Genomic DNA, 21,516 nt, shown 5'->3' on the forward strand with positions numbered 1-21,516 from the left:
GCTTTAGCGGGTATGCGCCTGCTCCACCAGCCAGATCATCAATTCCTCCAGCTGCGGCGAAGCGTCACCGCCCTGCGGCATCACCACGTAGTAGCCCAACCCCGTCTTCACCTTCAGCTCAAACGGCATCACCAGCCGCCCGGCGCGCAGGTCATCGCCGATCAGCGACCAGTCGCCAATCGCCACCCCCGTCCCGTGGGACGCCATCGACATCGCCTGATCCAGTGTCTCGAAATGCTGCCCGGTGTTGACATTGCTCAACTGCAATTCGGCAGCGGTCAGCCACACCGTCCAGTCCTGTGTGTCGCGGGTCGGATGCAGCAGCAGATGCTGTTGCAGATCGGCCGGTTCGCTCAATGCCGGCGGGCCTTTCAATAAGGCTGGCGAACACACCGGCGTCAGTTGCTCATCGAACAGGTGCAGGGCGGTCGACGAGTTGTCGGGCGGCGTGCCGTAGATCACAGCGGCATCGAATTGCTCGCGCTGGAAGTCGACGCCGTGGGCCAGTGTGGTGGTCAGTTTGACCGGCACATCCGGGCGTTCCTTTTGCCATTGCAGCAGGCGCGGTACCAGCCAGCGCATCACGCAGCTCGGTGCCTTGAGCTGCAGGGTTTCGCGCTTCAGACCAATCTGCTCGGTGGCTTCGCTGATCAGGCCGAAGACCTTCTCCACCCTGGGCAGCCACTCGCGCCCTTCGGCCGTCAGCTCAAGGCCCCGGGCCAGGCGAATGAACAGCTCATACCCCAGATGATCCTCCAGCCCGGCGATCTGCCGGCTCACGGCCCCCTGGGTGATGTGCAACTGCTCGGCTGCCCGCGTGAAATTGCAGCACTGCGCGGTGATCAGAAACGTGTGCAGGGCGGGCAGGGGAGGCAGTCGTTTCATGTGGATCCAAGGTATGACGTGAGGACATGGCTAGTATGACTTTTAATCGATTGTTGCCGCTACCTGCCGCCCGTTCAATGAGCCCATTGAAGGGCCCTTTGCAGGAGTGAGCCTGCTCGCGATAGCGGTGTGTCAGTCACCGTAATGTTGAAGGCGAAGACGCCATCGCGAGCAGGCTCACTCCTACACAAAGGCCTTGTGTCTCAAATGAACAAGAAGGGCAATCGACATGGCGACGTGTGGCGAAGTACTGGTCAAGTTACTCGAGGATTATGGGGTCGAGCAGGTGTTCGGTATTCCCGGGGTACACACCGTGGAGCTGTATCGCGGGCTGGCCCGTTCGAGCATCAGCCACGTCACCCCACGGCATGAACAGGGTGCCGGTTTCATGGCCGACGGCTATGCGCGCACCAGCGGCAAACCGGGTGTGTGCTTCATCATTACCGGCCCGGGCATGACCAACATCACCACCGCGATGGGCCAGGCGTACGCTGACTCGATCCCGATGCTGGTGATCTCCAGCGTGCAGACGCGCAGCCAGTTGGGCGGCGGTCGCGGCAAGCTCCACGAGCTGCCGAACCAGAGCGCACTGGTCGGTGGCGTGGCCGCGTTCTCTCACACCCTGATGTCGGCGGCGGAGTTGCCGGGCGTGTTGGCCCGTGCTTTCGCACTGTTTCAGGCCGGACGTCCGCGCCCGGTGCACATCGAGATTCCACTGGACGTGCTGGTGGAAGACGCCGATGAGCTGCTCGCCAGCGTCCCGGTGCATATCGACCGCGCCGGCGCTGCACCGGCTGCCGTACGCCGCATGACGGAGTTGCTGGCCGGCGCTCAACGTCCGCTGATTCTTGCCGGTGGCGGTGCCATCGAGGCCGCCGCCGAGCTCACCGAACTGGCCGAACTGCTCGACGCCCCGGTGGCGCTGACCATCAACGCCAAAGGCATGCTGCCGTCCAGCCATCCACTGCTGATCGGCTCGACGCAAAGCCTGGTCGCGACCCGTGCACTGGTAGCCGATGCCGACGTGGTGCTGGCGATTGGCACCGAACTGGCCGAGACCGATTACGACGTGACCTTCGCCGGCGGCTTCGAGATTCCCGGCAAGTTGCTGCGCATCGATATCGACGCCGATCAGACCGTGCGCAACTATCCGCCGCACGTGGCATTGGTCGCCGACTCGCGCAACGCTGCACAGGCGCTGCTCAGTGCGCTGGCGCATCAGCCGTTGGCCGGACGTCGCAACGATTGGGGTCAGGTGCGTGCGGCGCGTCTGCGCGATGATCTGGCCGCGACCTGGGATGCACCCACACTGGCGCAGACGCGTTTCCTCGAAACCGTCCTGCACGAGTTGCCGGATGCAGTATTCGTCGGCGACTCCACGCAACCGGTGTACACCGGCAACCTCACCTTCAACCCGGAACGTCCACGCCGCTGGTTCAACTCGTCCACCGGTTACGGCACCCTCGGCTACGCCTTGCCGGCGGCAATCGGCGCCTGGCTCGGCGGCAGCATCGAAGGTGGTGCGCGGCCGCCCGTGGTGTGCCTGATCGGCGACGGCGGTTTGCAGTTCACCCTGCCGGAACTGGCGAGCGCGGTCGAAGCGCGCACCCCGGTGATCATCCTGCTATGGAATAACCAGGGTTACGAGGAGATCAAGAAGTACATGGTCAACCGCGCCATCGAGCCGGTGGGCGTCGACATCTACACCCCGGACTTCATCGGCGTTGCCAAGGCCTTGGGGTGCGCTGCCGAAGCGATCAGCTCGGTCGAACAACTGCGCGGCGCGCTGCGTGCCGCCACTGATCGTCAGGGCCCGACCCTGATCGAAATCGACCAGAGCCAATGGATGCAGGCGGTGGCTCAATGATCAATTTCCCAACCACACTCGACGGCCTGTACATCAATGGCCAATGGTCGGCCGGTCGCGAGCATTTGCGGGTGATCAACCCGGCCACCGAAGCGCTGCTGACCACGGTCAATGGCGGCGATGAAAACGCGGTTGATCTGGCCGTCAGCGCGGCCACTCAAGCATTCAAGCGCTGGTCGAAAACCACCGGTGCCGAGCGCGGTGCGATCCTGCGCAACATCGCCAACGGCGTGCGCAACGGTCGCGACCACCTGATGAAGTTGCAGTCGAGCAACAACGGCAAACCGCAGTTCGAAGCGGCCATCGACGTCGATGATGTGATCGCCACGTTCGAGTATTACGCCGGGTTGGCCGAAGGTCTCGATGCACAACTCGACAGCAATGTGGCGCTGCCCAGCGACGATTTCAGCGCACGTCTGCGCCGCGAACCGTGCGGTGTGGTCGGGCTGATCGTGCCGTGGAATTTCCCGATGGTCACCACCGCGTGGAAGCTCGCCCCGGCCTTGGCCGCCGGGTGCTGCGTGGTGCTCAAACCGTCGGAAGTCACGCCACTGCCGGAGCTGGAACTGGCGGCGATCATTGCCGAGTCCGGCCTGCCAGACGGTGTGTTCAACCTGGTTTGCGGCAGCGGTCTGGCGGTCGGTGCACCGCTGTCGGCGGACCCGCGCATCGCCAAGATTTCCTTCACCGGCAGCAATGCCGTCGGCGTGCAGGTGATGCAGCGCGCCGCCGAAACGGTGAAGGGCGTGAGCCTGGAACTGGGCGGCAAATCTTCACTGCTGGTGCTTGAAGATGCCGATCTGGAACTGGCGGTGGAACTGGCCTGCGGTGGCGGTTTTTTCAACGCCGGGCAGATGTGCTCGGCCACCAGCCGGGTGCTGGTCGCTGATGAGCTGGCGGAGCAATTCCTCGAGCGTCTGCAAAAACGCGCGCAAGCGATTCGCGTGGCTGATCCGTTCGATCCGGACGTCGAGATGGGCGCACTGGTCAATCAGGCGCAATACCAGCGCGTGCTCGGCCACATCGACCGTGGTCTGAGCGCCGGAGCCAAGCTGGTGTGCGGCGGCAATCGTCCGGCGGATCTGCCGCGCGGCTATTTTTTGCAGCCGACGGTGTTCACTGACGTGCCCCTCGACAGTGCGCTGTGGTGCGAAGAGATTTTCGGCCCGGTGCTCTGCGTGCGCAGTTTCAGCAGCGAAGCCGAGGCGATTGCCCTGGCCAACGACAGCCAGTTCGGGCTGGTCGCCAGTGTGGTGACGCGTAACGCCGAGACCGCCGACCGGGTCGCCAATGCCCTGCAGGCGGGGCTGGTGTGGCTCAACGCGCCGCAAGTGATCTTCCCGCAGACAGCGTGGGGCGGCTACAAGCAGAGCAGCATCGGCCGCGAGTTGGGACCGTGGGGCCTGGCCGCGTTTCAGGAAATCAAACACGTGATCCGGGCGCTCTGAACGCCCGAAAAAGGTGAGCGCATGCCTCGCAATAAGGCATGCGTCGGTGTCATGGCTTCGATGAGTTTTTATCGATAGTCAGGTGTATTGCACGACCTCAGGATGAACCCGTCGGCAGCGCTGCAGGCCTTTGAAAACAAGGCCTGCAGCGGATCCGGCCGCGCGGATGCAACGGTTGCGACCAACCTCATACTTAAAAGAACAAAGGGAGTCCTTCATGGGCGAGCATGATCTGAACAGGCGTCAATTCATTAAAACCGTCGGCGTCGCCTCGGTAGCGGCGGCGGCCCTGAGCATGCCCTTCATCCGGGCCAGTGCCAGCGACACGCGTTTTGCCGGCAAGACCCTGCGTTTACTGACCTGGTCGGATGACACCGGCCTCGCTGCACTGCGCAATATCGCCGCGACGTTCGAGGCCAAGACCGGCGCCAAGGTCATCGCCGACCGCACCGGCAGCACCTCGGAAATGGTCGCCAAACTCAAGGCCGGCGGTGATCGTCCGCAGTACGACATCATCACCCTGGCCGGGGTTGGCGCCGAAGGTCTGGCCGCCGCCGGGCTGCTGGAAAAACCCGACCTCAACCGCATTCCCAACCTGATCGACGTACCGGAAAAATACCGCACTGGCGCCAATGGCCACGGCATCGGTTACCTGCTGTGGTGCAACAGCCTGGTCTACAGCACCCGCACCCTCAAACAGGCACCGGACAGTTACGCCGCGCTGTGGGACGCCGATCTGGCGCCGAACATTTTCCTGCCGCCGCCGAACTGGACGGAGGCCATGGACCTGATCATCATCGCCGCGAAACTCGCCGGCGGTGATGAACACAACATCGAACCGGGCTTCAAGAAGCTCGCTGAACTCAAGGCTCGCGTGGTCACCCTCGGCGAAAACCCGAACCAGATCGCCGAGCTGTTCCGCACCGGTTCGCTGGACATGGGCGGCTTGTACGCCCCGGCATTCTTCCCCAAGCAGATCCGCGATCCGAACTACGGCCTCGGTGCCACGTTCGGTATGAAGGAAGGTTTCTACACCGACCTGATGCTCTCGGTGATGCCGAAGAACCGTCCGGGCGACACCGACCTGGCCTACGCCTTCATCGACCACTCTCTGGACCCGCTGGTGCAGGGCAAGATGGCCGAAGACATCTTCAACGGCCCGGTCAACGCCAAGGCAATCATCTCTGCCGAAGCGCGCAAGAGCCCGTACATCCTCACCCCGGAGCAGATTGCCGAGAAGGCGATCATGCACGACAACGCCTTCCTGGCGACCGTGCATGACCAATGGATTCGTCGCTATACGGAAATCTTTTCTTCCTGATTTCCGAGGCCTGAAGAACTGTTGTGGCGAGGGAGCTTGCTCCCGCTCGGCTGCGAAGCAGCCGCAATCTGAACGGCAACCTCGCGAGTGCATTCACTCATTGATGGGGCCGCTTCGCGACCCAGCGGGAGCAAGCTCCCTCGCCACAGGTTTTTGCCCGGATTTGCATCCTGTTGTTTTCCATTGACGAGATCATTGCTATGGAACATCAATCCCTGACCCAACCGGTCGGTGCCGCCGACGTGCGCCCGGCGCGCGGTATTTCGCCGACCGCCCGGGCGTGGTTTTTCCTCACGCCGTCGATGCTGTTTCTAGGTGTGCTGATCGCCGCCAGCCTGCTGGTGCTGCGCATGAGCGTCGGCAGCAAAGGTGCCGAGTGGAGCGGGTTCAGCCTCGCCAGTTACGCGCAATTGCTCGAACCCTATTACCTCAAGTCGCTGCTGCTGACCCTGCGTCTGGCGCTGATCAGCGCGGTGATCGCCGTGCTGCTGGCGATCCCGGTGGCGTACACCATGTCGCGGCTGACCTCGCCCTTTGTGCGGCGGATTTTTCTGGCGGCGGTGTTGTTGCCTCTGTTGGTCAATCTGCTGCTGCAAAGTTACGGCTGGCTGGTGATTCTCGGCCCCGGCGGGATGTTGAATCAGGCGCTGATGGGCCTGGGCCTGATCAAGCGCCCGATCATGTTGCTGTACAACCAGAACGGTGTGCTGATGGGCCTGGTGCAGACCGCATTTCCGCTCGCCGTGCTGCCGATTGCCAGCGCCATGCGCGGCGTCGCGCGCACCTACGAAGAGGCGGCGGCAACGCTGGGCGCCAGCCGTTTTCAGGTGTTCCGGCAGGTGGTGTTGCCGATGAGTCTGCCGGGGATCATCACCGGGGCGACGCTGGTGTTCGCCTACAACGCCAGCAGTTTTGTCGTGCCGTTGCTGCTCGGTGGCCGCCGTGTGCCGATGCTCGCGGTGATGGTGCATGACCAGATCGCGCCGCTGATGAACTGGCCTGCTGCGTCGGCGGCCGGGGTGGTGCTGATCGTCACCACGCTGGCGATCATGACCCTGTCCGAATACATCACTGGCCGCCGTCGGCGCCTGCTGGAGGCTTCGCAATGAGTTCCTTGACCAAGAAGCGCATGGCGCTGTTGCCCGGCGACACCGGCAAGTTTGCCGGGATTCTTTCCGGGTTCATTTTGCTGCTGGCGGTGTTGCCGATCCTGACCATGATCGTGATGTCGTTCAGCGGGGCGTCGAACCTCGATTTCCCGCCGAGCAGCTACAGCCTGCAATGGTACAAGGCGGCCTGGCACACCTTCGTGTCGCCGGACGCCAGCGACGTGTTGAGCCTCGGCCAGGCCATGGCTACCAGCCTGCTGGTGTCGTGCCTGACCATGGTCTTCGCCACGCTGATCGCCGTGCCTGCCGCCTATGCGCTGACCCGTTGCGAGTTCCGTGGCAAAGCTGTCGCGCTGCAACTGATGTCGCTGCCGCTGGTGTTTCCGATGGTGGTGTTGGGCCTGGCCTTGCTGCTGGTGTTCGACAGCCTGCCGTTCCACCTGACCACCTCACGGCTGGTGATTGCCCACGTGATTCTGGCGCTGCCGTTCGTGGTGAAAAACTGCACCGCGGCGATGCTGTCCATCGGCAGCGAAGTCGAGGAAGCGGCGCGGATGCTTGGCGCCTCGCCGTTGCGGGCGATTGTCGACGTGGTGGTGCCGTTGATGAAGTCGGGGATTCTCGCGGGGATGCTGCTGGCGTTCATCGTCTCGTTCAACGAATTCACCGTGACCTATTTCCTTTACACCATCGACGTCATGACCGTGCCGATCTGGATGTACAGCCGCACCGTGTCATCGCTCGACCCTACCGTGTTCTCGTTTGCCGTGCTGATCGTGCTGATCGACTTCGTCCTGATCTGGGCGCTGGAGAAGCTGGTGGGCGAGGGCGGCGTTTCCTTTTGATTTGAGGTGCAACATGACTGGTCTGATTCTGGAAAACGTCGAGAAATTCTATGGCTCGGCTTGCGCGGTACAAGACGTCAACCTGCATTTGCCGGAAGGCAAACTGGTGTGTTTTCTCGGCCCGTCGGGTTGCGGCAAAACCACCTTGCTGCGGATGATCGCCGGGCTGGAAACCCTCACCGGCGGCGAGATTCGCCTGGACGGCGAGAACATCGGCCACACCCCGGCGCACCTGCGCAACTTCGGCATGGTGTTCCAGTCGCTGGCGCTGTTCCCGCACATGACTGTCGGCGAGAACATCGCCTATCCGCTGAAACTGCGCGGCGTGAGCAAGGCCGAGCAGCAGGCGCGGGTGGTCGAGTTGCTGGAGCTGATCCAGCTGCAAGCGATGATCGACCGTCCGGTGGCGAAGCTCTCCGGTGGGCAGCGGCAGCGGGTGGCGATTGCCCGGGCCATCGCCTCGCGGCCGAAAATCCTTCTGCTCGACGAACCGCTGTCGGCGCTCGACGCCAAGCTGCGCGAGTCGATGCAGGTGGAGATTCGCCAACTGCAACAACGTCTGAACATCACCACGATCATGGTCACCCACGACCAGCGCGAAGCCATGACCATGGCCGATATCGTCGTGGTGTTGGGCGAGCACAAGGTGCAGCAGGTGGGTACGCCGATCGAAATCTACCGGCACCCGGCCAACGAGTTTGTCGCCGACTTCATCGGCTCGGGCAACATTTTCCCGGCTACCGCGCTGGGTGACGGCAAGGTCAGCCTGCCCGGTGGTGATGCGCTGCACGTGCCGATCTGCAGCAGCATCGTGGTAGGGCAGAAAGTCAAAATGCTGATTCGTCCGGAAGACCTGCAACTGTCTGCGCCACAGGCGACGGCGGGCAATCGCTTGCTCGGCAAGGTGACGTTCGTGCGCGACATCGGCGCGACCATCGAGACCACGGTGGAGTGTTCCGGGGTGACGTTTACGGCGCTGAGCACGCCGTGTCAGGGGATTGGTTTGGGGATCGGGCATCCGGTGTCGGTGACGTTGCCGGCGGAGGCATGTCGGGTGTTGGGGGCTTGATCCGGATTTGATGTTGGCTTTGCCGACGCCATCGCGAGCAGGCTCACTCCTACAGGGGAACGCATTTCAACTGTAGGAGTGAGCCTGCTCGCGATAGGGCCATACGCCTCAACGCAAATTCCGGATCAGACCGAAAGCCGCAACCGCGCCAGATCCCGCAACGGCGGCGCACCAAACAATCGGCTGTACTCGCGGCTGAACTGCGACGGGCTTTCATACCCCACGCGATACCCCGCCGCCGACGCTTCCAGGCCTTCGGTCAGCATCAGGCGCCGCGCCTCTTGCAGGCGCAGCTGCTTCTGATACTGCAGCGGACTCATCGCGGTCATCGCCTTGAAACGGTGATGCAGGGTCGAAACGCTGAGGTTCACTTCTTTCGCCAGATCATCGATGCGCAGTGGCTGTTCGAAGTTGCCGTTGAGCCATTTGATCGCCTGGCTGATGCGGTGGCTCTGGCTGTTGGCAATCGCGATTTCATACAAACGATGGCCCTGCGGACTGCGCAGCAGGCGATAGAGAATCTCCCGGCGAATCAGCGGCGCGAGCATGGCGATGTCTTTCGGGGTGTCGAGCAGCCGTGCCAGGCGCAGCACCGCGTCGAGCATCGCGCTGTCGATCTTTTCCACATACAGGCCGCGCCCGGTTGGTCGAGTCGGCACGCCCATCGGGCCAGCGTCGGCAATCAGCGCGGTGATTTCGGCCGGGTCGATGTCCAGGCGCACGGCGAGGATCGGCTCCTCCGGCGAGACATTCACCACCCGTCCGCTGAGCGGCATCGAGACCGAGACCACCAGGTAATTCAGCGGGTCATAATTGAAGAACTCATCTGCCAAGCGTACTTCTTTACGACCCTGAGCCATGATGCACAGCGCCGGTTGCGCCAGCACCGGGGCGAATTCGTGGGACTGGGTGTGGCGCGACATGAACAGCGAGCCGACCGCAGTCTGGTAGCTGCCATCGTCGGTGGTGTTGCGACGGATGATCGCCGCCAGTTCTGCGCGCTGTTTCTCCATGTCGGCATCGGGCGGGGTTTGGAAACGATCGAATGACGTCATGCACGGCATCCTCGGCAAGGGAGGTGGAATGAGGCAGAGCTTATGTTTGTGCAAGCGCGAGCGGTAGACACATCCTGTCAAATGCTTGCCTGATTCTGCATGGCGGCTTTTGCGCGCCGGCCACCAGCCGGTGACCGCCACTTTACCGCTTGGGCCGAATACCCCTGTAGGAGCTGCCGCAGGCTGCGATCTTTTGATTTTAAAAGCGAAAGTCAAAAGATCGCAGCCTGCGGCAGCTCCTACACAAAGCTCGTATGACAGCGGTGTGACAGGGTTTACCGGTTATTACCGGGCCTGTGTGCAGTCTCGCAGGATTGTGCAACGCAACGGCAGGAATCGACTAACGGCACCTTGCGCCCGGCCCTTAACCTTGGATCCTGTCGCAGCCCGTCCCCCGGCTGCCACGCGACTCCCTGGGAGGGTTGAACATGTCCAAGCAGATTCCCGTCAGTCATATGGCTTTCGTTCGAGCGCGCGCCGGCCGCTCCGCCGAACTGGGTGTACGCCTCAGTGCCTTGATCGAACCGTCGCGCACCGCCCCCGGTTGCCTGAACTTTGCCCTGCAGCATTCGCAGTGCGATCCGGACCTGTGGCTGGTCTCCGGTTTCTGGAGCCATCAACAGGCAATGACCGCGTATTTCAACAGTCCGTCGATGCAGATCTTTGCCGAATTGGTTCAGGACCTGGTGGTCAACAGCCTGGATTTCCACACCTTTAAAGAGGTGTCGGCGGCGCAGGCCCTCGGACAATGCCCGGCACCGATACACAAACTCGCCGGTTGAGGGTTTAATGTCCGGCTTATTCGTCTGAGCCAGGATGTGTGCCATGGCACGTAAAGAGTTCGAACACTTCGAAGCAGTCTCCGCAGTCGTCCCCGTCGAGTTGGGCGGCAACAAGGGTTATCACGCGGCCATCGCGGTCAAGGCCTTGGTCGATGGCGGGGCGCCACGCTTTCATAAACTGCTGGATGATCAGGTGTTCCCCGGCGCCATCGCCGCCGATGAAGCCGCGACCCAAGAACTGAACCGTCTGCAGGGCGTCACTGATGACGCCGAGCTGATCTGGTAACTGCGCTTATTTGCCCGCACCCGGGCGCCACATCTTGAACAGGGCTTCAGGCCCCAACTGGAAATAATCCGCCGGCCCGCCGCCGCGCAGAATCGGTTCTGCCGCGGCGGTGTCGTAGATCCCGTCCTTCAACAGCCATTTGGCGATATGCACGGCGACCACTTCGCCGAGAATCAGCCAGCTCGGCACGGTTTCGCCATCGGCACGCTGCAACTGAATGATCTGCGTGACCTTGCATTCGAAGGACACCGGGCTTTCGGCTACCCGTGGCACTGCAATCACCTTCGACGCCACTGGCGTCAGTCCCGCCAATTCAAACTCGTTGACCTCGGGCGCGACCATCGCGCAGCTCTGGTTCATCTGCTCGGCCAGCGGCCGGGTGGCGAGGTTCCAGGCGAATTCGCCGGTCTGCTCGATGTTGTTCAGGCTGTCTTTGCGCCCGACGCTGGAAAAACCAATGATCGGCGGAATGTAGTTGAAGGCGTTGAAGAAGCTGTAAGGCGCCAGGTTCAGCCGGCCGTGAGCATCCTGCGAAGAGATCCAGCCGATGGGACGCGGGCCGACGATGGCGTTGAACGGGTCGTGAGGCAGGCCGTGGCCGTTGGCGGGTTCATAGAAGTGGATGTCATCGGACATGGCTGTGGTTCCTCAAGAGGGCATTCTGAAAGACGCCATAGTGTAAGAGCGCACCGCGTATTTCCAGTCAAACGCTGATTCCGCTGCAGGAGCTGCCGAAGGCTGCGATTTTTTGATTTTGTTTTTAAAGATCAAGATCAAAAGATCGCAGCCTTCGGCAGCTCCTACAGGTGATTTGTATGGATTCGAGAAAATTGTCATGCCCCAGAAATGACTAAGCCCGGCCGAAGCCGGGCTGTGGAGGGACTGCCGATACTTAGCTGATGGCTGCAGCAGTACCGGTTTTGTCGAAGCCATCGGCCGCGATAGCGTTGGCGGTGCCGGTTTTGTCGAAGCCGTCAGCGGCAACGGTTTTGCCGATGTTGGTTTTATCGAAACCGTCAGCGGCGTAAGTGTCCGAATGGCTGGTTTCGATGGCGGCAGTGCCACCGGAGATGAAGTCGGACGATTTGGTTTTGTCCGAGCCATCGGCAGCGAAGGTGTTGGCGGCCAGTACGGACAGGGTCAGGGCGAGGATCAGTTTGGTTTTCATGTGGGTAACTCCAGATAGGTTGGCGGTGTGTCTTGCTTGGGGTTAATGCTACGCCAACTAAATTGATTAAAAAGCGCAAAATAATGCTAAAAGTTATCGATTAAATTGATATTAAGGGCGGCGCATTGAGAGGCTTCCACTGTCAGGAGCGAACGCCGCGCAGGTCATCGATCAGGTATTGGCAGGATGCAAGGGCAGCATTAATGGGGGATTAATCGCTGTTTTCGCGAGATGACGGATTTTTCATCCGGGGCTGACCGGTTTTTCACCGATGCAACGCCAGTCTGCCCACGGCCAGAACTCCAGGAACCGATCGGAGCGTCGCAGGCGGGCAAGCGGCAGGTTGCCGAGTTGACTTGATAATCGGTTGAAGCGAAAAGATCGCAGCCTCCGGCAGCTCCTGCATGGGAATGTGTTTCCCTGTAGGAGCTGCCGAAGGCTGCGATCTTTTGCTTTTAAAGCCCGATCAGTCAGTCACGATCCGCGAGTGTTTCTGCGTGTCTTTCATGGTGATGTACACCAGCAGCGACACCGCGATGCACGCGGTCACGTACCAGTAGTAACCGGTTTCCATGCCGATGCTCTTGAACCACAGCGCGATGTATTCGGCCGTACCGCCGAAGATCGACACGGTCAGTGCGTACGGCAGGCCGACGCCCAGGGCGCGGATTTCGGTCGGGAACAGTTCGGCCTTCACCACGGCGTTGATCGAGGTGTAGCCGCTGACGATGATCAGTGCCGCCATGATCAGGAAGAACGCGCCCCACCAGGTCTGGATGGTGTGCAGGGTCATCAGGATCGGCACGGTGAAGATCGTGCCGAGCACGCCGAAGGCGATCAGGATCGGACGCCGACCGATTTTATCGGACAGGCCACCGATGATCGGTTGCAGGCACATGAACAGGAACAGCGTGGCGGCAGAAATGGTGGTCGAATCGGAGATGCTCATGCCGACGGTGTTCACCAGGTATTTCTGCATGTAGGTGGTGTAGGTGTAGAACGCCAGCGTACCGCCCATGGTCAGGCCGACCACGGTCAGCAGTTCTTTCGGGTGACGCATCAAGGTGCGCATTGCGCTTTCCTTGGACTTCTCTTTTTTGGTGAACGATTCGGTTTCTTCCATGCCGCGACGCAGGTACAGCGCGACGACGGCGCACAGTGCGCCGATGGCAAACGGAATACGCCAGCCCCATGCGTACAGCTGTTCGGTGGTCAGCATGTTCTGCAGCACGATCAGCACGCCCAGCGCGATGAGCTGGCCGGAGATCAGGGTCACGTACTGGAAGCTGGAGAAGAAACCGCGACGTTCCCTGGTCGCCATTTCCGACAGATAGGTGGCCGAGGTGCCGTACTCGCCGCCGACCGACAGGCCCTGCAGCAGTCGCGCGAACACCAGCAGGATCGGCGCGCCGATGCCGATGGTTTCGTAGTTCGGGCTCAGGGCGATCAGCAGCGAGCCGAAGCACATCAGGTAGACCGAGGCCATCAAGGCTTTCTTGCGACCGACTTTGTCCGCGTACAGGCCCATCAGCCAGCCACCGATCGGGCGCATCAGGAAGCCCACGGCGAAGATCGCGGCGGTGTTCATCAACTGGGCGGTGGTGGAACCGGCGGGGAAGAAGGTCTTGGCGAAGTACAGCGAGAAAGCGGCGTAGACGTACCAGTCGTACCACTCGACCATGTTGCCGACCGAGCCGCTGAAGATCGATTTGATCCGGCTGGCGGTGGTTCTTTCTTTGGCGGGCGCGGCAGCCGACCCAAGGGGCAGGGCGTTGGAGTTATCCATTGAAGGATCCTTCGTTTAATTGTTTTTGTGGAGCGCGTTAGAACGCAGCCTGCAGGGGCTATAGCAGGAGCTGTGCCAACGGGGAGAGGGCCGGTTTAGAGGGGGTGACGGGATCTGGTGAGCGGAAATCCGCTTATGGCTGGATTGTAGTGAGCGGAAAATCGCGCATTCAGGCCGGTTGATCATCGTTGGCTGTGCCGGCCCCTTCGCGAGCAGGCTCGCTCTCACAGGGGAAACGCATTCTCATTGGGGGAGCGAGCCTGCTCGCGAAAGGGCCATCAGCGACAACAAAAAAATCAACTGCCCTGAACAAACATCTCCCGACTCAACCCATGCCGCTGCAGCTTTTCATTGAACGTGCGGCGCGGCAGCTGCAACTCTTCCAGCACCGCTTTCACATCGCCCTTGTGCCGGGTCAATGCTGCACGCAGACATTGCGCTTCGAAGGCCTCCTGCTGCGCGGCCAGCGACTGGCCCGGGTCGATGCCTTGCACCGGCTCATCCAGTCCCAGCACCTGACGCTCGGCGACGTTCGCCAGTTCACGCACGTTGCCCGGCCAGTCGTGGCTGAGCAGGTGGCTCAATTGCGCCCCGCTCAACGGCGGGAAGGTGCGGCCCAGACGCTGGGCGGCGCTGAAGGCAAAGGCTTCGAACAGCAGCGGAATGTCTTCGCGGCGCTCACGCAACGGCGGCAGACGCAGCTCGGCGACGTTCAGGCGATACGCCAGGTCTTCACGAAAGCGTCCGGCCCGGGCTTCATCGAGCAGGTCGGGCTTGGTCGCGGCGACAATCCGCAGGTCGACGCGAATGCTCTGGTTCGACCCCAGCCGTTCCAGCTTCTGCTCCTGCAACACCCGCAGCAGTTTCACCTGCTGGGCCAGCGGCATGCTTTCGATTTCGTCGAGAAACAACGTGCCGCCGTCGGCGTATTCGAGCTTGCCGATGCGCTTGCCGGACGCCCCGGTGAACGCGCCGCTCTCGTGGCCGAACAACTCGGCTTCGAACAACTGCTCAGGGATCGCCGCGCAGTTGAGCGCCACAAACGGTTTGTCCGCGCGCGGGCCGAAGTCGTGCAGGCAGCGGGCGATCAGTTCCTTGCCGCTGCCGGTTTCGCCACGGATCAACACGTTGACCGGCAGCGCCGCCAGATCCAGCACCTGTCGGCGCAAGGTCTGCATGCCACGGGACACGCCGAGCAACGTCGCATCGAGTCTGGCGCGGTGGTCGGCCTGCTCGTGCAGGGCGCGGTTCTCCAGAACCAGTCGACGTTTGTCCAACGCCCGGCGCAGGCTGCCGAGCAGGTTTTCCGGGCTGAACGGTTTTTCCAGAAAGTCGTAGGCGCCGTCGCGCATGGCTTCGACCGCCATCGGCACATCGCCGTGGCCGGTCAGCAGAATCACCGGCAGGTCGGTGTCACGGCGTTGCACTTCGGCCAACAGCTGCAGGCCACTGAGCCCGGGCATGCGCACATCGCTGAGGATCACCCCGGGGAAGTGCGCGGGCAGCGCCGCCAGGCAATCTTCGGCGCGGCTGAACAGTTGCACCTCGAACCCCGACAGGCTCAGCCACTGTTCGACGGCGCTGCGGATGCTGCTTTCGTCATCGACCACCATCACCGAATTGAGCATCAGATGTGCGCCTCCAGATCGATCGGCAGGGTCACGCTGAACACGGCGCCGGCCGCGCCATTTTCAACGCTCAGGCGCCCACCGGATTCATGCACGATTGCGAACGATACTGCCAGCCCCAGGCCGAGGCCGTCACCCACCGGTTTGGTGGTGAAGAACGGGTCGAACACCTGGTTCAGGTGTTCTTCGGCAATCCCGCCGCCATTGTCGATCACGCTCAGGCGCCACAATTGTTCGTCCACCTCCAGGCGGATTTCCAGGCGCTTGCCCGGTTTGCCCTGCATCGCGTCGAGGGCGTTGCGCAGCAGATTGATCAGCACCTGTTCGAGACGAATCGCATCGCCACGGACCCACGCCGGACGCGTCAGGTGCAGCACCAGGCTGACCTGTTCATCGCGCAGGCGGGCGTCGAGCAATTGCAGCGACTGATCGACCACTGTCGCCAGATCCAGCCGTTCGCGCAGGCCGCTGGGACTCTTGCGGGCAAATGTCTTCAAGTGCCCGGTGAGCGAGGCCATGCGCGTGAGCATTTCATCCACCGGTTTGAGCGCCTTGTAGGCATCATCGACGCGGCCATGCTCCAGCAGCAGCCGCAACGTCGCCAGCTGCATCCGTTGCGCAGTCAGCGGCTGATTGATTTCATGGGCCAGTGCCGCGGACATCTGCCCCAGCGCTGCGAGCTTGGCCGATTGCACCAGTCCGTCCTGGGCGGTGCGCAGGTCGCGGGTGCGTGCTTCGACCAGTTGTTCGAGTTCTTCGCGGTTGCGCTGGCGGACTTTCGACAGGCGCCAGCGCTGGTTGAGGAACAACAGCAGAAACACCAGCGCCAGCCACACCCCGGCAGCGGCCAGTCCGGCGTTGCGCAAATCTTCGAAGGCCACTTGCGGGCGTCGCAACAAATGCAGGGTCCAGCCTTCGGCGGCCAGCGGCAGAGATTCCCACAAGTAGTCGGCAGTCCCGTCCGGGCCTTCGACCCGGCGCAGGTCGCTGTTGTCGTCGAAGTGGCGCAGGGACAGATGCGTCAACGGCAGCAGCGATTGCTTGTCGTACTGCCGCGTGCGCTTTATCTCGGCCATATCGCGGCTGTCCAGCGGCCGCAGCGAGCGATAGCGCCAGCCCGGCTGGTTGGCGATGAAAATGATCCCGCGCGCATCGCTGACCAGCAACGTGTCGCTGCCCTGGCTCCATTCGCGCTCCAGCTCCGGGAACTCCAGCTTGACCACCATCGCCCCGAGGAACTGATCGTTGTCGTCCAGCACGGCACTGGACAGAAAGTAACCGGGGATGCCGCTGGTCACGCCCACCGCGTAAAAGCGTCCGCTGCCCTGGGTGCGGGTCTGACTGAAATACGGACGGAAACCGTAGTTGTGGCCGACATAGCTGCTGGGCAAACGCCAGTTGCTCGCCGCCACCGCGAGGCCGGTGTGATCCAGAAGTTCGAGCGTCGAGGACTGTGCCGCGCCGTTGATCTTTTCCAGCTTCAGGTTCAGCGCGTTCTGTTGCTCGGCATCGACCGGTCCGGCCAGCGCGCCGCGCAATTGCGGGTCCAGCGCCAGCACGGCGGGCAGCGCGCGATAGCGGTCGATCAGGGTGTGCAGGGAATTGGCATACAACGCCAGCTGCTGGCTGGCACGAGTCGCGTCTTCCTCCATCGCCTGGCGTTCGGCGTGGCGGATGGCAAGGGTGGCCGCAAGCACGGCACCGGCGATGATCAGCAGGGTATACAACGACAGGCGCAAAGTACGGGAAGTCGGCAGCATGCTGGGCTAATGGATAAAGGGACGGGCGGGCACGATAGCATGGGCCTGCCCGTCCTTCTCGTCTGACGCGTTACCTGATCAGACCGCCGTGAACCGGTGTGAGTGTGAAAGCAGCATGGTGCGGGTGTAAGCCAGCTCGCCGATGACGGCTTGCGTGGCCTGCGTCAGGCTTTCGACGCTGTCACTCGAACAAACCAAACGCTTGCTGAAAGTGGCAATCGTCGAACTCTTGGTGATGGACGGCGGGGTGATACTGAGGTCTTGATCGGCCATGAGTCACATCCATTGCACAGGCGAAGACGCAGATGGATTGACGCTAACAACAATCTCGGCAGCGCACACCTGTCAGATCTGACAGGTGTATTCAGGCCCAAGGTGTGCGTCGTTCTCCCAGGCAGAAAAAAAGGCCGGCCCGTCGAGTGACGGGCCGGCCTTTCTTACGGCTGCGAAACGCTTACTGCACTTCTACCGCCAGGCTCTCGGCGATCTTCTGCTGCCAGATCGCAGGGCCGGTGATGTGCACCGATTCACCGTTGCTGTCCACCGCGACGGTGACTGGCATGTCCTTGACCTCGAACTCGTAGATCGCTTCCATGCCCAGCTCGGCGAACGCCAGCACCTTGGACTTCTTGATGGCCTGGGCCACCAGGTAAGCGGCGCCGCCGACGGCCATCAGGTACACGGCCTTGTTGTCCTTGATTGCGTCGATGGCGGTCGGGCCGCGCTCGGACTTGCCGATCATGCCCAGCAGGCCAGTCTGCTCAAGGATCTGACGGGTGAACTTGTCCATCCGCGTGGCGGTGGTCGGACCAGCCGGGCCAACCACTTCGTCACCGACTGGATCAACCGGGCCGACGTAGTAGATGAAGCGACCCTTGAGGTCCACCGGCAGGGTTTCGCCCTTGTTCAGCATCTCGACCATGCGCTTGTGCGCCGCGTCGCGACCGGTGAGCATCTTGCCGTTGAGCAGGACGGTTTCGCCCGGCTTCCAGCTCTGCACTTCTTCCGGGGTGAGGGTGTCGAGGTTGACGCGGCGGGCCGACGGGCCGGCTTCCCAGACGATTTCCGGATAGGCGTCCAGCGATGGTGCTTCCAGCGAGGCAGGGCCGGAACCGTCGAGCACGAAGTGCGCGTGACGGGTGGCGGCGCAGTTCGGGATCATGCACACCGGCAAGGACGCGGCGTGGGTCGGGTAGTCCATGATCTTCACGTCGAGCACGGTGGTCAGGCCACCGAGGCCCTGGGCGCCGATGCCCAACTGGTTGACCTTCTCGAACAGCTCCAGACGGATCTCTTCGATGCGGTTCTGCGGGCCACGGGCTTTCAGTTCGTGGATGTCGATGGATTCCATCAACACTTCCTTGGCCATGACCGCGGCTTTCTCGGCGGTGCCGCCGATGCCGATGCCCAGCATGCCCGGTGGGCACCAGCCAGCGCCCATGGTCGGAACGGTCTTCAGTACCCAGTCAACGATCGAGTCGGACGGGTTGAGCATGGCCATTTTCGACTTGTTCTCGGAACCGCCACCCTTGGCCGCCACGTCCACTTCCACGGTGTTGCCCGGGACGATGGAGTAGTGGATCACCGCCGGGGTATTGTCCTTGGTGTTTTTACGAGCGCCCGCCGGGTCGGCGAGGATCGAGGCACGCAGCACGTTTTCCGGCAGGTTGTAGGCGCGGCGCACGCCTTCATTGATCATGTCGTCCAGGCTCATGGTCGCGCCATCCCAACGCACGTCCATGCCTACGCGCACGAACACGGTCACGATGCCGGTGTCCTGGCAGATCGGCCGGTGGCCGGTGGCGCACATGCGCGAGTTGATCAGGATCTGAGCGATCGAGTCACGGGCCGCTGGCGATTCTTCGCGCAGGTAGGCTTCGTGCATCGCCTGGATGAAATCCACGGGGTGGTAGTAGGAAATGAATTGCAGGGCGTCGGCAACGCTCTGAATCAGGTCATCTTGCTTGATCACGGTCATGAGTCGCGCTCCTCTAAAAGACGGGAACATTCAATAAGGTGCCTGCGGCTTGGGTGCATCGGTCGGTCGCAAGCACCTTTCAAGGCACGCCGGGGCTGCTGGCGCGACGCTAAAAAGGCGCGGCAGTATACCGCGCCTCTTCAGGGCATACACGCGCCGGCAGTCATTCGTTGGTCGCATACCGAACACTGCCGGCCCCTGTGGTGAGGGGATTTATCCCCGATGGGGCGCGAAGCGGTCCCCTGTAGTCCTTCAGGCAAACCGGGTGCACAGGATTTACGACTGCTGCGCAGCCGAGCGGGAGCAAGCTCCCTCGCCACAGGTGGGTGGCATCAATCCGGTCATCGGGTCATGCATTTGACGTCAAATTTTGGCGCCGAAAATCAATGGTCATTTATCGACTACGCCTCTAAAGTGGCATCCGGTCTGTAGAGTAGGACACTCGGTCAGCCTCCTATCGCACGGTGAGTCAACGATTGACCCATAACGCCATTCAACGCCTTCTGCTCAAGCGCTTTGCCCTCGCTGCAGCCACCTACGGATTGGCTTTGCTGCTGCTGTGGCTGGCATTTTTTACCGGTCATTACCCGCATTCCTTGAGCAGCGTGGCCGTCGGCAGCGCGTTGGTGGTCATCAGTCAGGCCACGTTGTTTGCGTTGTTCTGGTCTGGGCGCAATCTGCGTTTTGATGACCCCAGCATGACCGAGGCGCAAGTGCTGCTCGGGCTCGGCTGGCAGACTTGGCTGATCGCCCATCTGGACGAGGCCCGCGGCGCATTTCTGGTGTTTTATGTGCTGATCCTGCTGTTCGGCCTGTTTCATTTATCCCGCCGCGCGTTCATTCGTTGCGCGCTGCTGGTGTTCTTCAGTTTCTGTGCGATCACCCTGTGGGAGGGTTACCAATTCCGGCTCCCGGACCCGGCGCTGGCGATATTGCAGGTGTGCATTCTGGCGATGGTGCTGGCGTGGCTGGTGATCTACGCACGCTTTGTCCAGGTGTCGCGCCAGCGCATGCGCCAGCGGCGGTTTGCCTTGCAGGCGCATCAGGACACCCTGCGCGGGATGATGCGCCAGCTCGAAGACCTGGTCGCCACCGATGAACTGACCGGGCTGTTCAACCGCCGGCATTTTCTGCGCCTGGCCTCCCGCGAGCTGGGCGAGATGGAACCGGGTGTGGTGCATGGCCTGGCGCTGATCGATCTCGACCACTTCAAACGCATCAATGATTTGCATGGCCATGCTGCCGGTGATCAGGTGTTGCAGGCGTTCGCCGGAGTGGCGGGTGCCTGCCTGCGTGACGGCGACGTACTGGCGCGATACGGTGGTGAGGAATTTGTGGTGTTGCTGCCCGACTGCGATGCCGAACGTCTGACCGCCTGTTGTGAACGCCTGCGCATTGCCTTCACCGACGTCGAGCTGGTGGGCCTGAACGTGCGTAACCTCAGCCTCTCGGCGGGCATGACCCTGCTGGAACTGGACGACGATCTGGACGATGCCTTGCAGCGTGCCGATCAGGCGCTGTACCGGGCCAAGCGCGACGGGCGCAATCGCTGTGCGGCCGCGTGGGAGAATGTGGATGCCTGAACTTCGGGTGGGTGAGCAGCAATGGTCGGTGGCGGCGGGCAGTAACCTGCTCGATGCCCTGAATCAGCGCGGTGTCGCGGTGCCTTACAGCTGCCGCGCCGGCAGTTGCCATGCCTGTCTGGTGCAGTGCGTCAACGGCTTGCCTGCGGATAATCGCCCCGACGCCTTGAGCGCCGAGCAACGGCAGGAAGGCTGGCGTCTGGCCTGTCAGTGTCAGGTGACCGAAGACTTGCAGGTGCACACGTTCGACCCGATTACCGACGGTCGGCCGGCGGTGGTCGAGGCGCTGGACTGGCTCAGCGACAACGTCCTGCGTCTGCGCCTGACCCCGCAACGTCCGCTGCGCTACAGCGCCGGGCAGCATCTGGTGCTGTGGATCAACCACATCGCCAGGCCTTACTCGCTGGCGAGCCTGCCGCAAGAAGACCGCTTTCTCGAGTTCCACCTCGACTGCCGCCAGCCCGGCGAATTCAGCGATGCGGCGCGGCGCCTGCAGATCGGTGACCCGATCCGCCTCGGCGAGTTGCGCGGCGGCGCGTTGCATTACGACCCGGACTGGCACACCCGACCGCTGTGGCTGCTGGCGGCCGGCACCGGTTTGGGGCCATTGTTCGGTGTATTGCGCGAGGCCTTGCGTCAGGATCACCAGGGCGCCATCCGCGTCATTCACCTGGCCCATGACGCGCGCGAGCACTATCTGGCCAAACCCCTTGCGGCGCTTGCCGCGCAGCGCGAAAACCTCAGTGTCGAGCTGTGGACCGCGGCCGAGTCAGCCGCCGCTTTGGCGCAACTGCGCCTTGTTTCCCGGCAAACCCTGGCCTTAGTCTGCGGCTCACCGACCAGCGTCGATGCCTTTGCCCGGCGTCTGTATCTGGCCGGATTGCCGCGTAATCAACTGCTGGCAGACGTGTTTCTGAGCCGTGGTTGAATGCTGAATTCATTGGTT

The 21,516-nt window shown here is 62.2% G+C and carries 19 protein-coding genes; 10 read left to right on the forward strand and 9 right to left on the reverse strand.

The annotated features are described in order from the left end of the window. Nucleotides 1-3: 3 nt before the first annotated feature. The gene (locus J5M57_RS20230; RefSeq protein WP_169842303.1) at nt 4-885 is read right to left on the reverse strand and encodes a LysR substrate-binding domain-containing protein; all 882 of its coding nucleotides are present in this window, start codon (nt 883-885) and stop codon (nt 4-6) included. Nucleotides 886-1,114: 229 nt separating this feature from the next. Between J5M57_RS20230 and J5M57_RS20235 the strand changes: the two genes are divergently transcribed. The 6 genes from J5M57_RS20235 to J5M57_RS20260 all read left to right on the forward strand — a co-directional run bounded on the left by J5M57_RS20235 (nt 1,115) and on the right by J5M57_RS20260 (nt 8,544). Then, nucleotides 1,115-2,752, forward strand: coding sequence for a 5-guanidino-2-oxopentanoate decarboxylase (locus J5M57_RS20235; RefSeq protein WP_207847969.1), 1,638 nt, complete (start codon nt 1,115-1,117; stop codon nt 2,750-2,752). Then, a complete protein-coding gene (locus J5M57_RS20240; protein WP_207847970.1) occupies nt 2,749-4,200 on the forward strand; it encodes an aldehyde dehydrogenase family protein in 1,452 nt (483 codons plus the stop codon). Before J5M57_RS20235 ends, J5M57_RS20240 begins: the two co-directional genes overlap by 4 nt. A gap of 217 nt (nt 4,201-4,417) precedes the next feature. Continuing rightward, nucleotides 4,418-5,521, forward strand: a complete 1,104-nt coding sequence (locus tag J5M57_RS20245; protein ID WP_207847971.1) for an ABC transporter substrate-binding protein — start codon at nt 4,418-4,420, stop codon at nt 5,519-5,521. Between the two features lie 200 nt (nt 5,522-5,721). After that, nucleotides 5,722-6,630, forward strand: coding sequence for an ABC transporter permease (locus tag J5M57_RS20250; RefSeq protein ID WP_064588954.1), 909 nt, complete (start codon nt 5,722-5,724; stop codon nt 6,628-6,630). Next, nucleotides 6,627-7,475, forward strand: coding sequence for an ABC transporter permease (locus J5M57_RS20255; RefSeq protein WP_207847972.1), 849 nt, complete (start codon nt 6,627-6,629; stop codon nt 7,473-7,475). Before J5M57_RS20250 ends, J5M57_RS20255 begins: the two co-directional genes overlap by 4 nt. 13 nt (nt 7,476-7,488) lie before the next feature. After that, the gene (locus J5M57_RS20260) at nt 7,489-8,544 is read left to right on the forward strand and encodes an ABC transporter ATP-binding protein (protein ID WP_169842297.1); all 1,056 of its coding nucleotides are present in this window, start codon (nt 7,489-7,491) and stop codon (nt 8,542-8,544) included. A gap of 125 nt (nt 8,545-8,669) precedes the next feature. On the opposite strand, the gene J5M57_RS20265 is transcribed toward J5M57_RS20260, so the two are convergent. Further along, nucleotides 8,670-9,599: an AraC family transcriptional regulator gene (locus J5M57_RS20265; protein WP_083368072.1), complete on the reverse strand. Its 930-nt coding sequence runs from the start codon at nt 9,597-9,599 to the stop codon at nt 8,670-8,672. A 428-nt stretch (nt 9,600-10,027) separates the two neighbouring features. Between J5M57_RS20265 and J5M57_RS20270 the strand changes: the two genes are divergently transcribed. Beyond that, nucleotides 10,028-10,381, forward strand: coding sequence for an antibiotic biosynthesis monooxygenase family protein (locus tag J5M57_RS20270; protein ID WP_083368073.1), 354 nt, complete (start codon nt 10,028-10,030; stop codon nt 10,379-10,381). A gap of 43 nt (nt 10,382-10,424) precedes the next feature. Beyond that, complete coding sequence (locus J5M57_RS20275) at nt 10,425-10,667, forward strand: hypothetical protein (protein WP_207847973.1); 243 nt, start codon at nt 10,425-10,427, stop codon at nt 10,665-10,667. Between the two features lie 6 nt (nt 10,668-10,673). On the opposite strand, the gene J5M57_RS20280 is transcribed toward J5M57_RS20275, so the two are convergent. The 7 genes from J5M57_RS20280 to J5M57_RS20310 form a co-directional block, all read right to left on the reverse strand. Next, complete coding sequence (locus J5M57_RS20280) at nt 10,674-11,303, reverse strand: flavin reductase family protein (RefSeq protein WP_064588949.1); 630 nt, start codon at nt 11,301-11,303, stop codon at nt 10,674-10,676. Nucleotides 11,304-11,559: 256 nt separating this feature from the next. After that, nucleotides 11,560-11,835 carry a hypothetical protein gene (locus tag J5M57_RS20285; protein ID WP_207847974.1) on the reverse strand — a complete coding sequence of 92 codons (276 nt, stop codon included), beginning with the start codon at nt 11,833-11,835 and terminating at the stop codon, nt 11,560-11,562. 466 nt (nt 11,836-12,301) lie between these two features. Further along, a complete protein-coding gene (locus J5M57_RS20290; protein ID WP_083368075.1) occupies nt 12,302-13,621 on the reverse strand; it encodes an MFS transporter in 1,320 nt (439 codons plus the stop codon). Between the two features lie 296 nt (nt 13,622-13,917). After that, entirely contained in the window at nt 13,918-15,249 is a 1,332-nt protein-coding gene (locus J5M57_RS20295) for a sigma-54 dependent transcriptional regulator (protein ID WP_207847975.1), read from the reverse strand. Beyond that, nucleotides 15,249-17,009 carry an ATP-binding protein gene (locus tag J5M57_RS20300; RefSeq protein ID WP_207847976.1) on the reverse strand — a complete coding sequence of 587 codons (1,761 nt, stop codon included), beginning with the start codon at nt 17,007-17,009 and terminating at the stop codon, nt 15,249-15,251. The genes J5M57_RS20295 and J5M57_RS20300 overlap by 1 nt, the downstream gene beginning before the upstream one ends. A 78-nt stretch (nt 17,010-17,087) precedes the next feature. Beyond that, a complete protein-coding gene (locus tag J5M57_RS20305; RefSeq protein ID WP_207847977.1) occupies nt 17,088-17,282 on the reverse strand; it encodes a hypothetical protein in 195 nt (64 codons plus the stop codon). 181 nt (nt 17,283-17,463) lie between these two features. After that, a complete protein-coding gene (locus tag J5M57_RS20310; RefSeq protein WP_064588944.1) occupies nt 17,464-18,987 on the reverse strand; it encodes a fumarate hydratase in 1,524 nt (507 codons plus the stop codon). A gap of 476 nt (nt 18,988-19,463) precedes the next feature. Here J5M57_RS20310 and J5M57_RS20315 point away from each other — a divergent pair, with 476 nt between their 5' ends. After that, on the forward strand, nt 19,464-20,570 hold the full coding sequence (locus J5M57_RS20315) for a GGDEF domain-containing protein (RefSeq protein ID WP_064588943.1): 1,107 nt from the start codon (nt 19,464-19,466) through the stop codon (nt 20,568-20,570). Then, entirely contained in the window at nt 20,563-21,498 is a 936-nt protein-coding gene (locus J5M57_RS20320) for an iron-sulfur-binding ferredoxin reductase (protein ID WP_083368078.1), read from the forward strand. The genes J5M57_RS20315 and J5M57_RS20320 overlap by 8 nt, the downstream gene beginning before the upstream one ends. The last annotated feature ends 18 nt before the right edge of the window (nt 21,499-21,516 follow it).

Origin of the sequence: Pseudomonas sp. 86_A (assembly GCF_017491705.1) — a bacterium.
Taxonomy (GTDB): domain Bacteria; phylum Pseudomonadota; class Gammaproteobacteria; order Pseudomonadales; family Pseudomonadaceae; genus Aquipseudomonas; species Aquipseudomonas koreensis.

What these genes read in the sequence shown, in the direction of transcription:
- J5M57_RS20275 (WP_207847973.1), top strand. Translation starts at nt 10,425, where the DNA reads ATGGCACGTAAAGAGTTCGAACACTTCGAAGCAGTCTCCGCAGTCGTC.
- J5M57_RS20230 (WP_169842303.1), bottom strand. Translation starts at nt 885, where the DNA reads ATGAAACGACTGCCTCCCCTGCCCGCCCTGCACACGTTTCTGATCACC.
- J5M57_RS20320 (WP_083368078.1), top strand. Translation starts at nt 20,563, where the DNA reads ATGCCTGAACTTCGGGTGGGTGAGCAGCAATGGTCGGTGGCGGCGGGC.
- J5M57_RS20240 (WP_207847970.1), top strand. Translation starts at nt 2,749, where the DNA reads ATGATCAATTTCCCAACCACACTCGACGGCCTGTACATCAATGGCCAA.
- J5M57_RS20310 (WP_064588944.1), bottom strand. Translation starts at nt 18,987, where the DNA reads ATGACCGTGATCAAGCAAGATGACCTGATTCAGAGCGTTGCCGACGCC.
- J5M57_RS20255 (WP_207847972.1), top strand. Translation starts at nt 6,627, where the DNA reads ATGAGTTCCTTGACCAAGAAGCGCATGGCGCTGTTGCCCGGCGACACC.
- J5M57_RS20295 (WP_207847975.1), bottom strand. Translation starts at nt 15,249, where the DNA reads ATGCTCAATTCGGTGATGGTGGTCGATGACGAAAGCAGCATCCGCAGC.
- J5M57_RS20265 (WP_083368072.1), bottom strand. Translation starts at nt 9,599, where the DNA reads ATGACGTCATTCGATCGTTTCCAAACCCCGCCCGATGCCGACATGGAG.
- J5M57_RS20245 (WP_207847971.1), top strand. Translation starts at nt 4,418, where the DNA reads ATGGGCGAGCATGATCTGAACAGGCGTCAATTCATTAAAACCGTCGGC.
- J5M57_RS20285 (WP_207847974.1), bottom strand. Translation starts at nt 11,835, where the DNA reads ATGAAAACCAAACTGATCCTCGCCCTGACCCTGTCCGTACTGGCCGCC.
- J5M57_RS20250 (WP_064588954.1), top strand. Translation starts at nt 5,722, where the DNA reads ATGGAACATCAATCCCTGACCCAACCGGTCGGTGCCGCCGACGTGCGC.
- J5M57_RS20280 (WP_064588949.1), bottom strand. Translation starts at nt 11,303, where the DNA reads ATGTCCGATGACATCCACTTCTATGAACCCGCCAACGGCCACGGCCTG.
- J5M57_RS20290 (WP_083368075.1), bottom strand. Translation starts at nt 13,621, where the DNA reads ATGGATAACTCCAACGCCCTGCCCCTTGGGTCGGCTGCCGCGCCCGCC.
- J5M57_RS20270 (WP_083368073.1), top strand. Translation starts at nt 10,028, where the DNA reads ATGTCCAAGCAGATTCCCGTCAGTCATATGGCTTTCGTTCGAGCGCGC.
- J5M57_RS20260 (WP_169842297.1), top strand. Translation starts at nt 7,489, where the DNA reads ATGACTGGTCTGATTCTGGAAAACGTCGAGAAATTCTATGGCTCGGCT.
- J5M57_RS20300 (WP_207847976.1), bottom strand. Translation starts at nt 17,009, where the DNA reads ATGCTGCCGACTTCCCGTACTTTGCGCCTGTCGTTGTATACCCTGCTG.
- J5M57_RS20235 (WP_207847969.1), top strand. Translation starts at nt 1,115, where the DNA reads ATGGCGACGTGTGGCGAAGTACTGGTCAAGTTACTCGAGGATTATGGG.
- J5M57_RS20305 (WP_207847977.1), bottom strand. Translation starts at nt 17,282, where the DNA reads ATGGCCGATCAAGACCTCAGTATCACCCCGCCGTCCATCACCAAGAGT.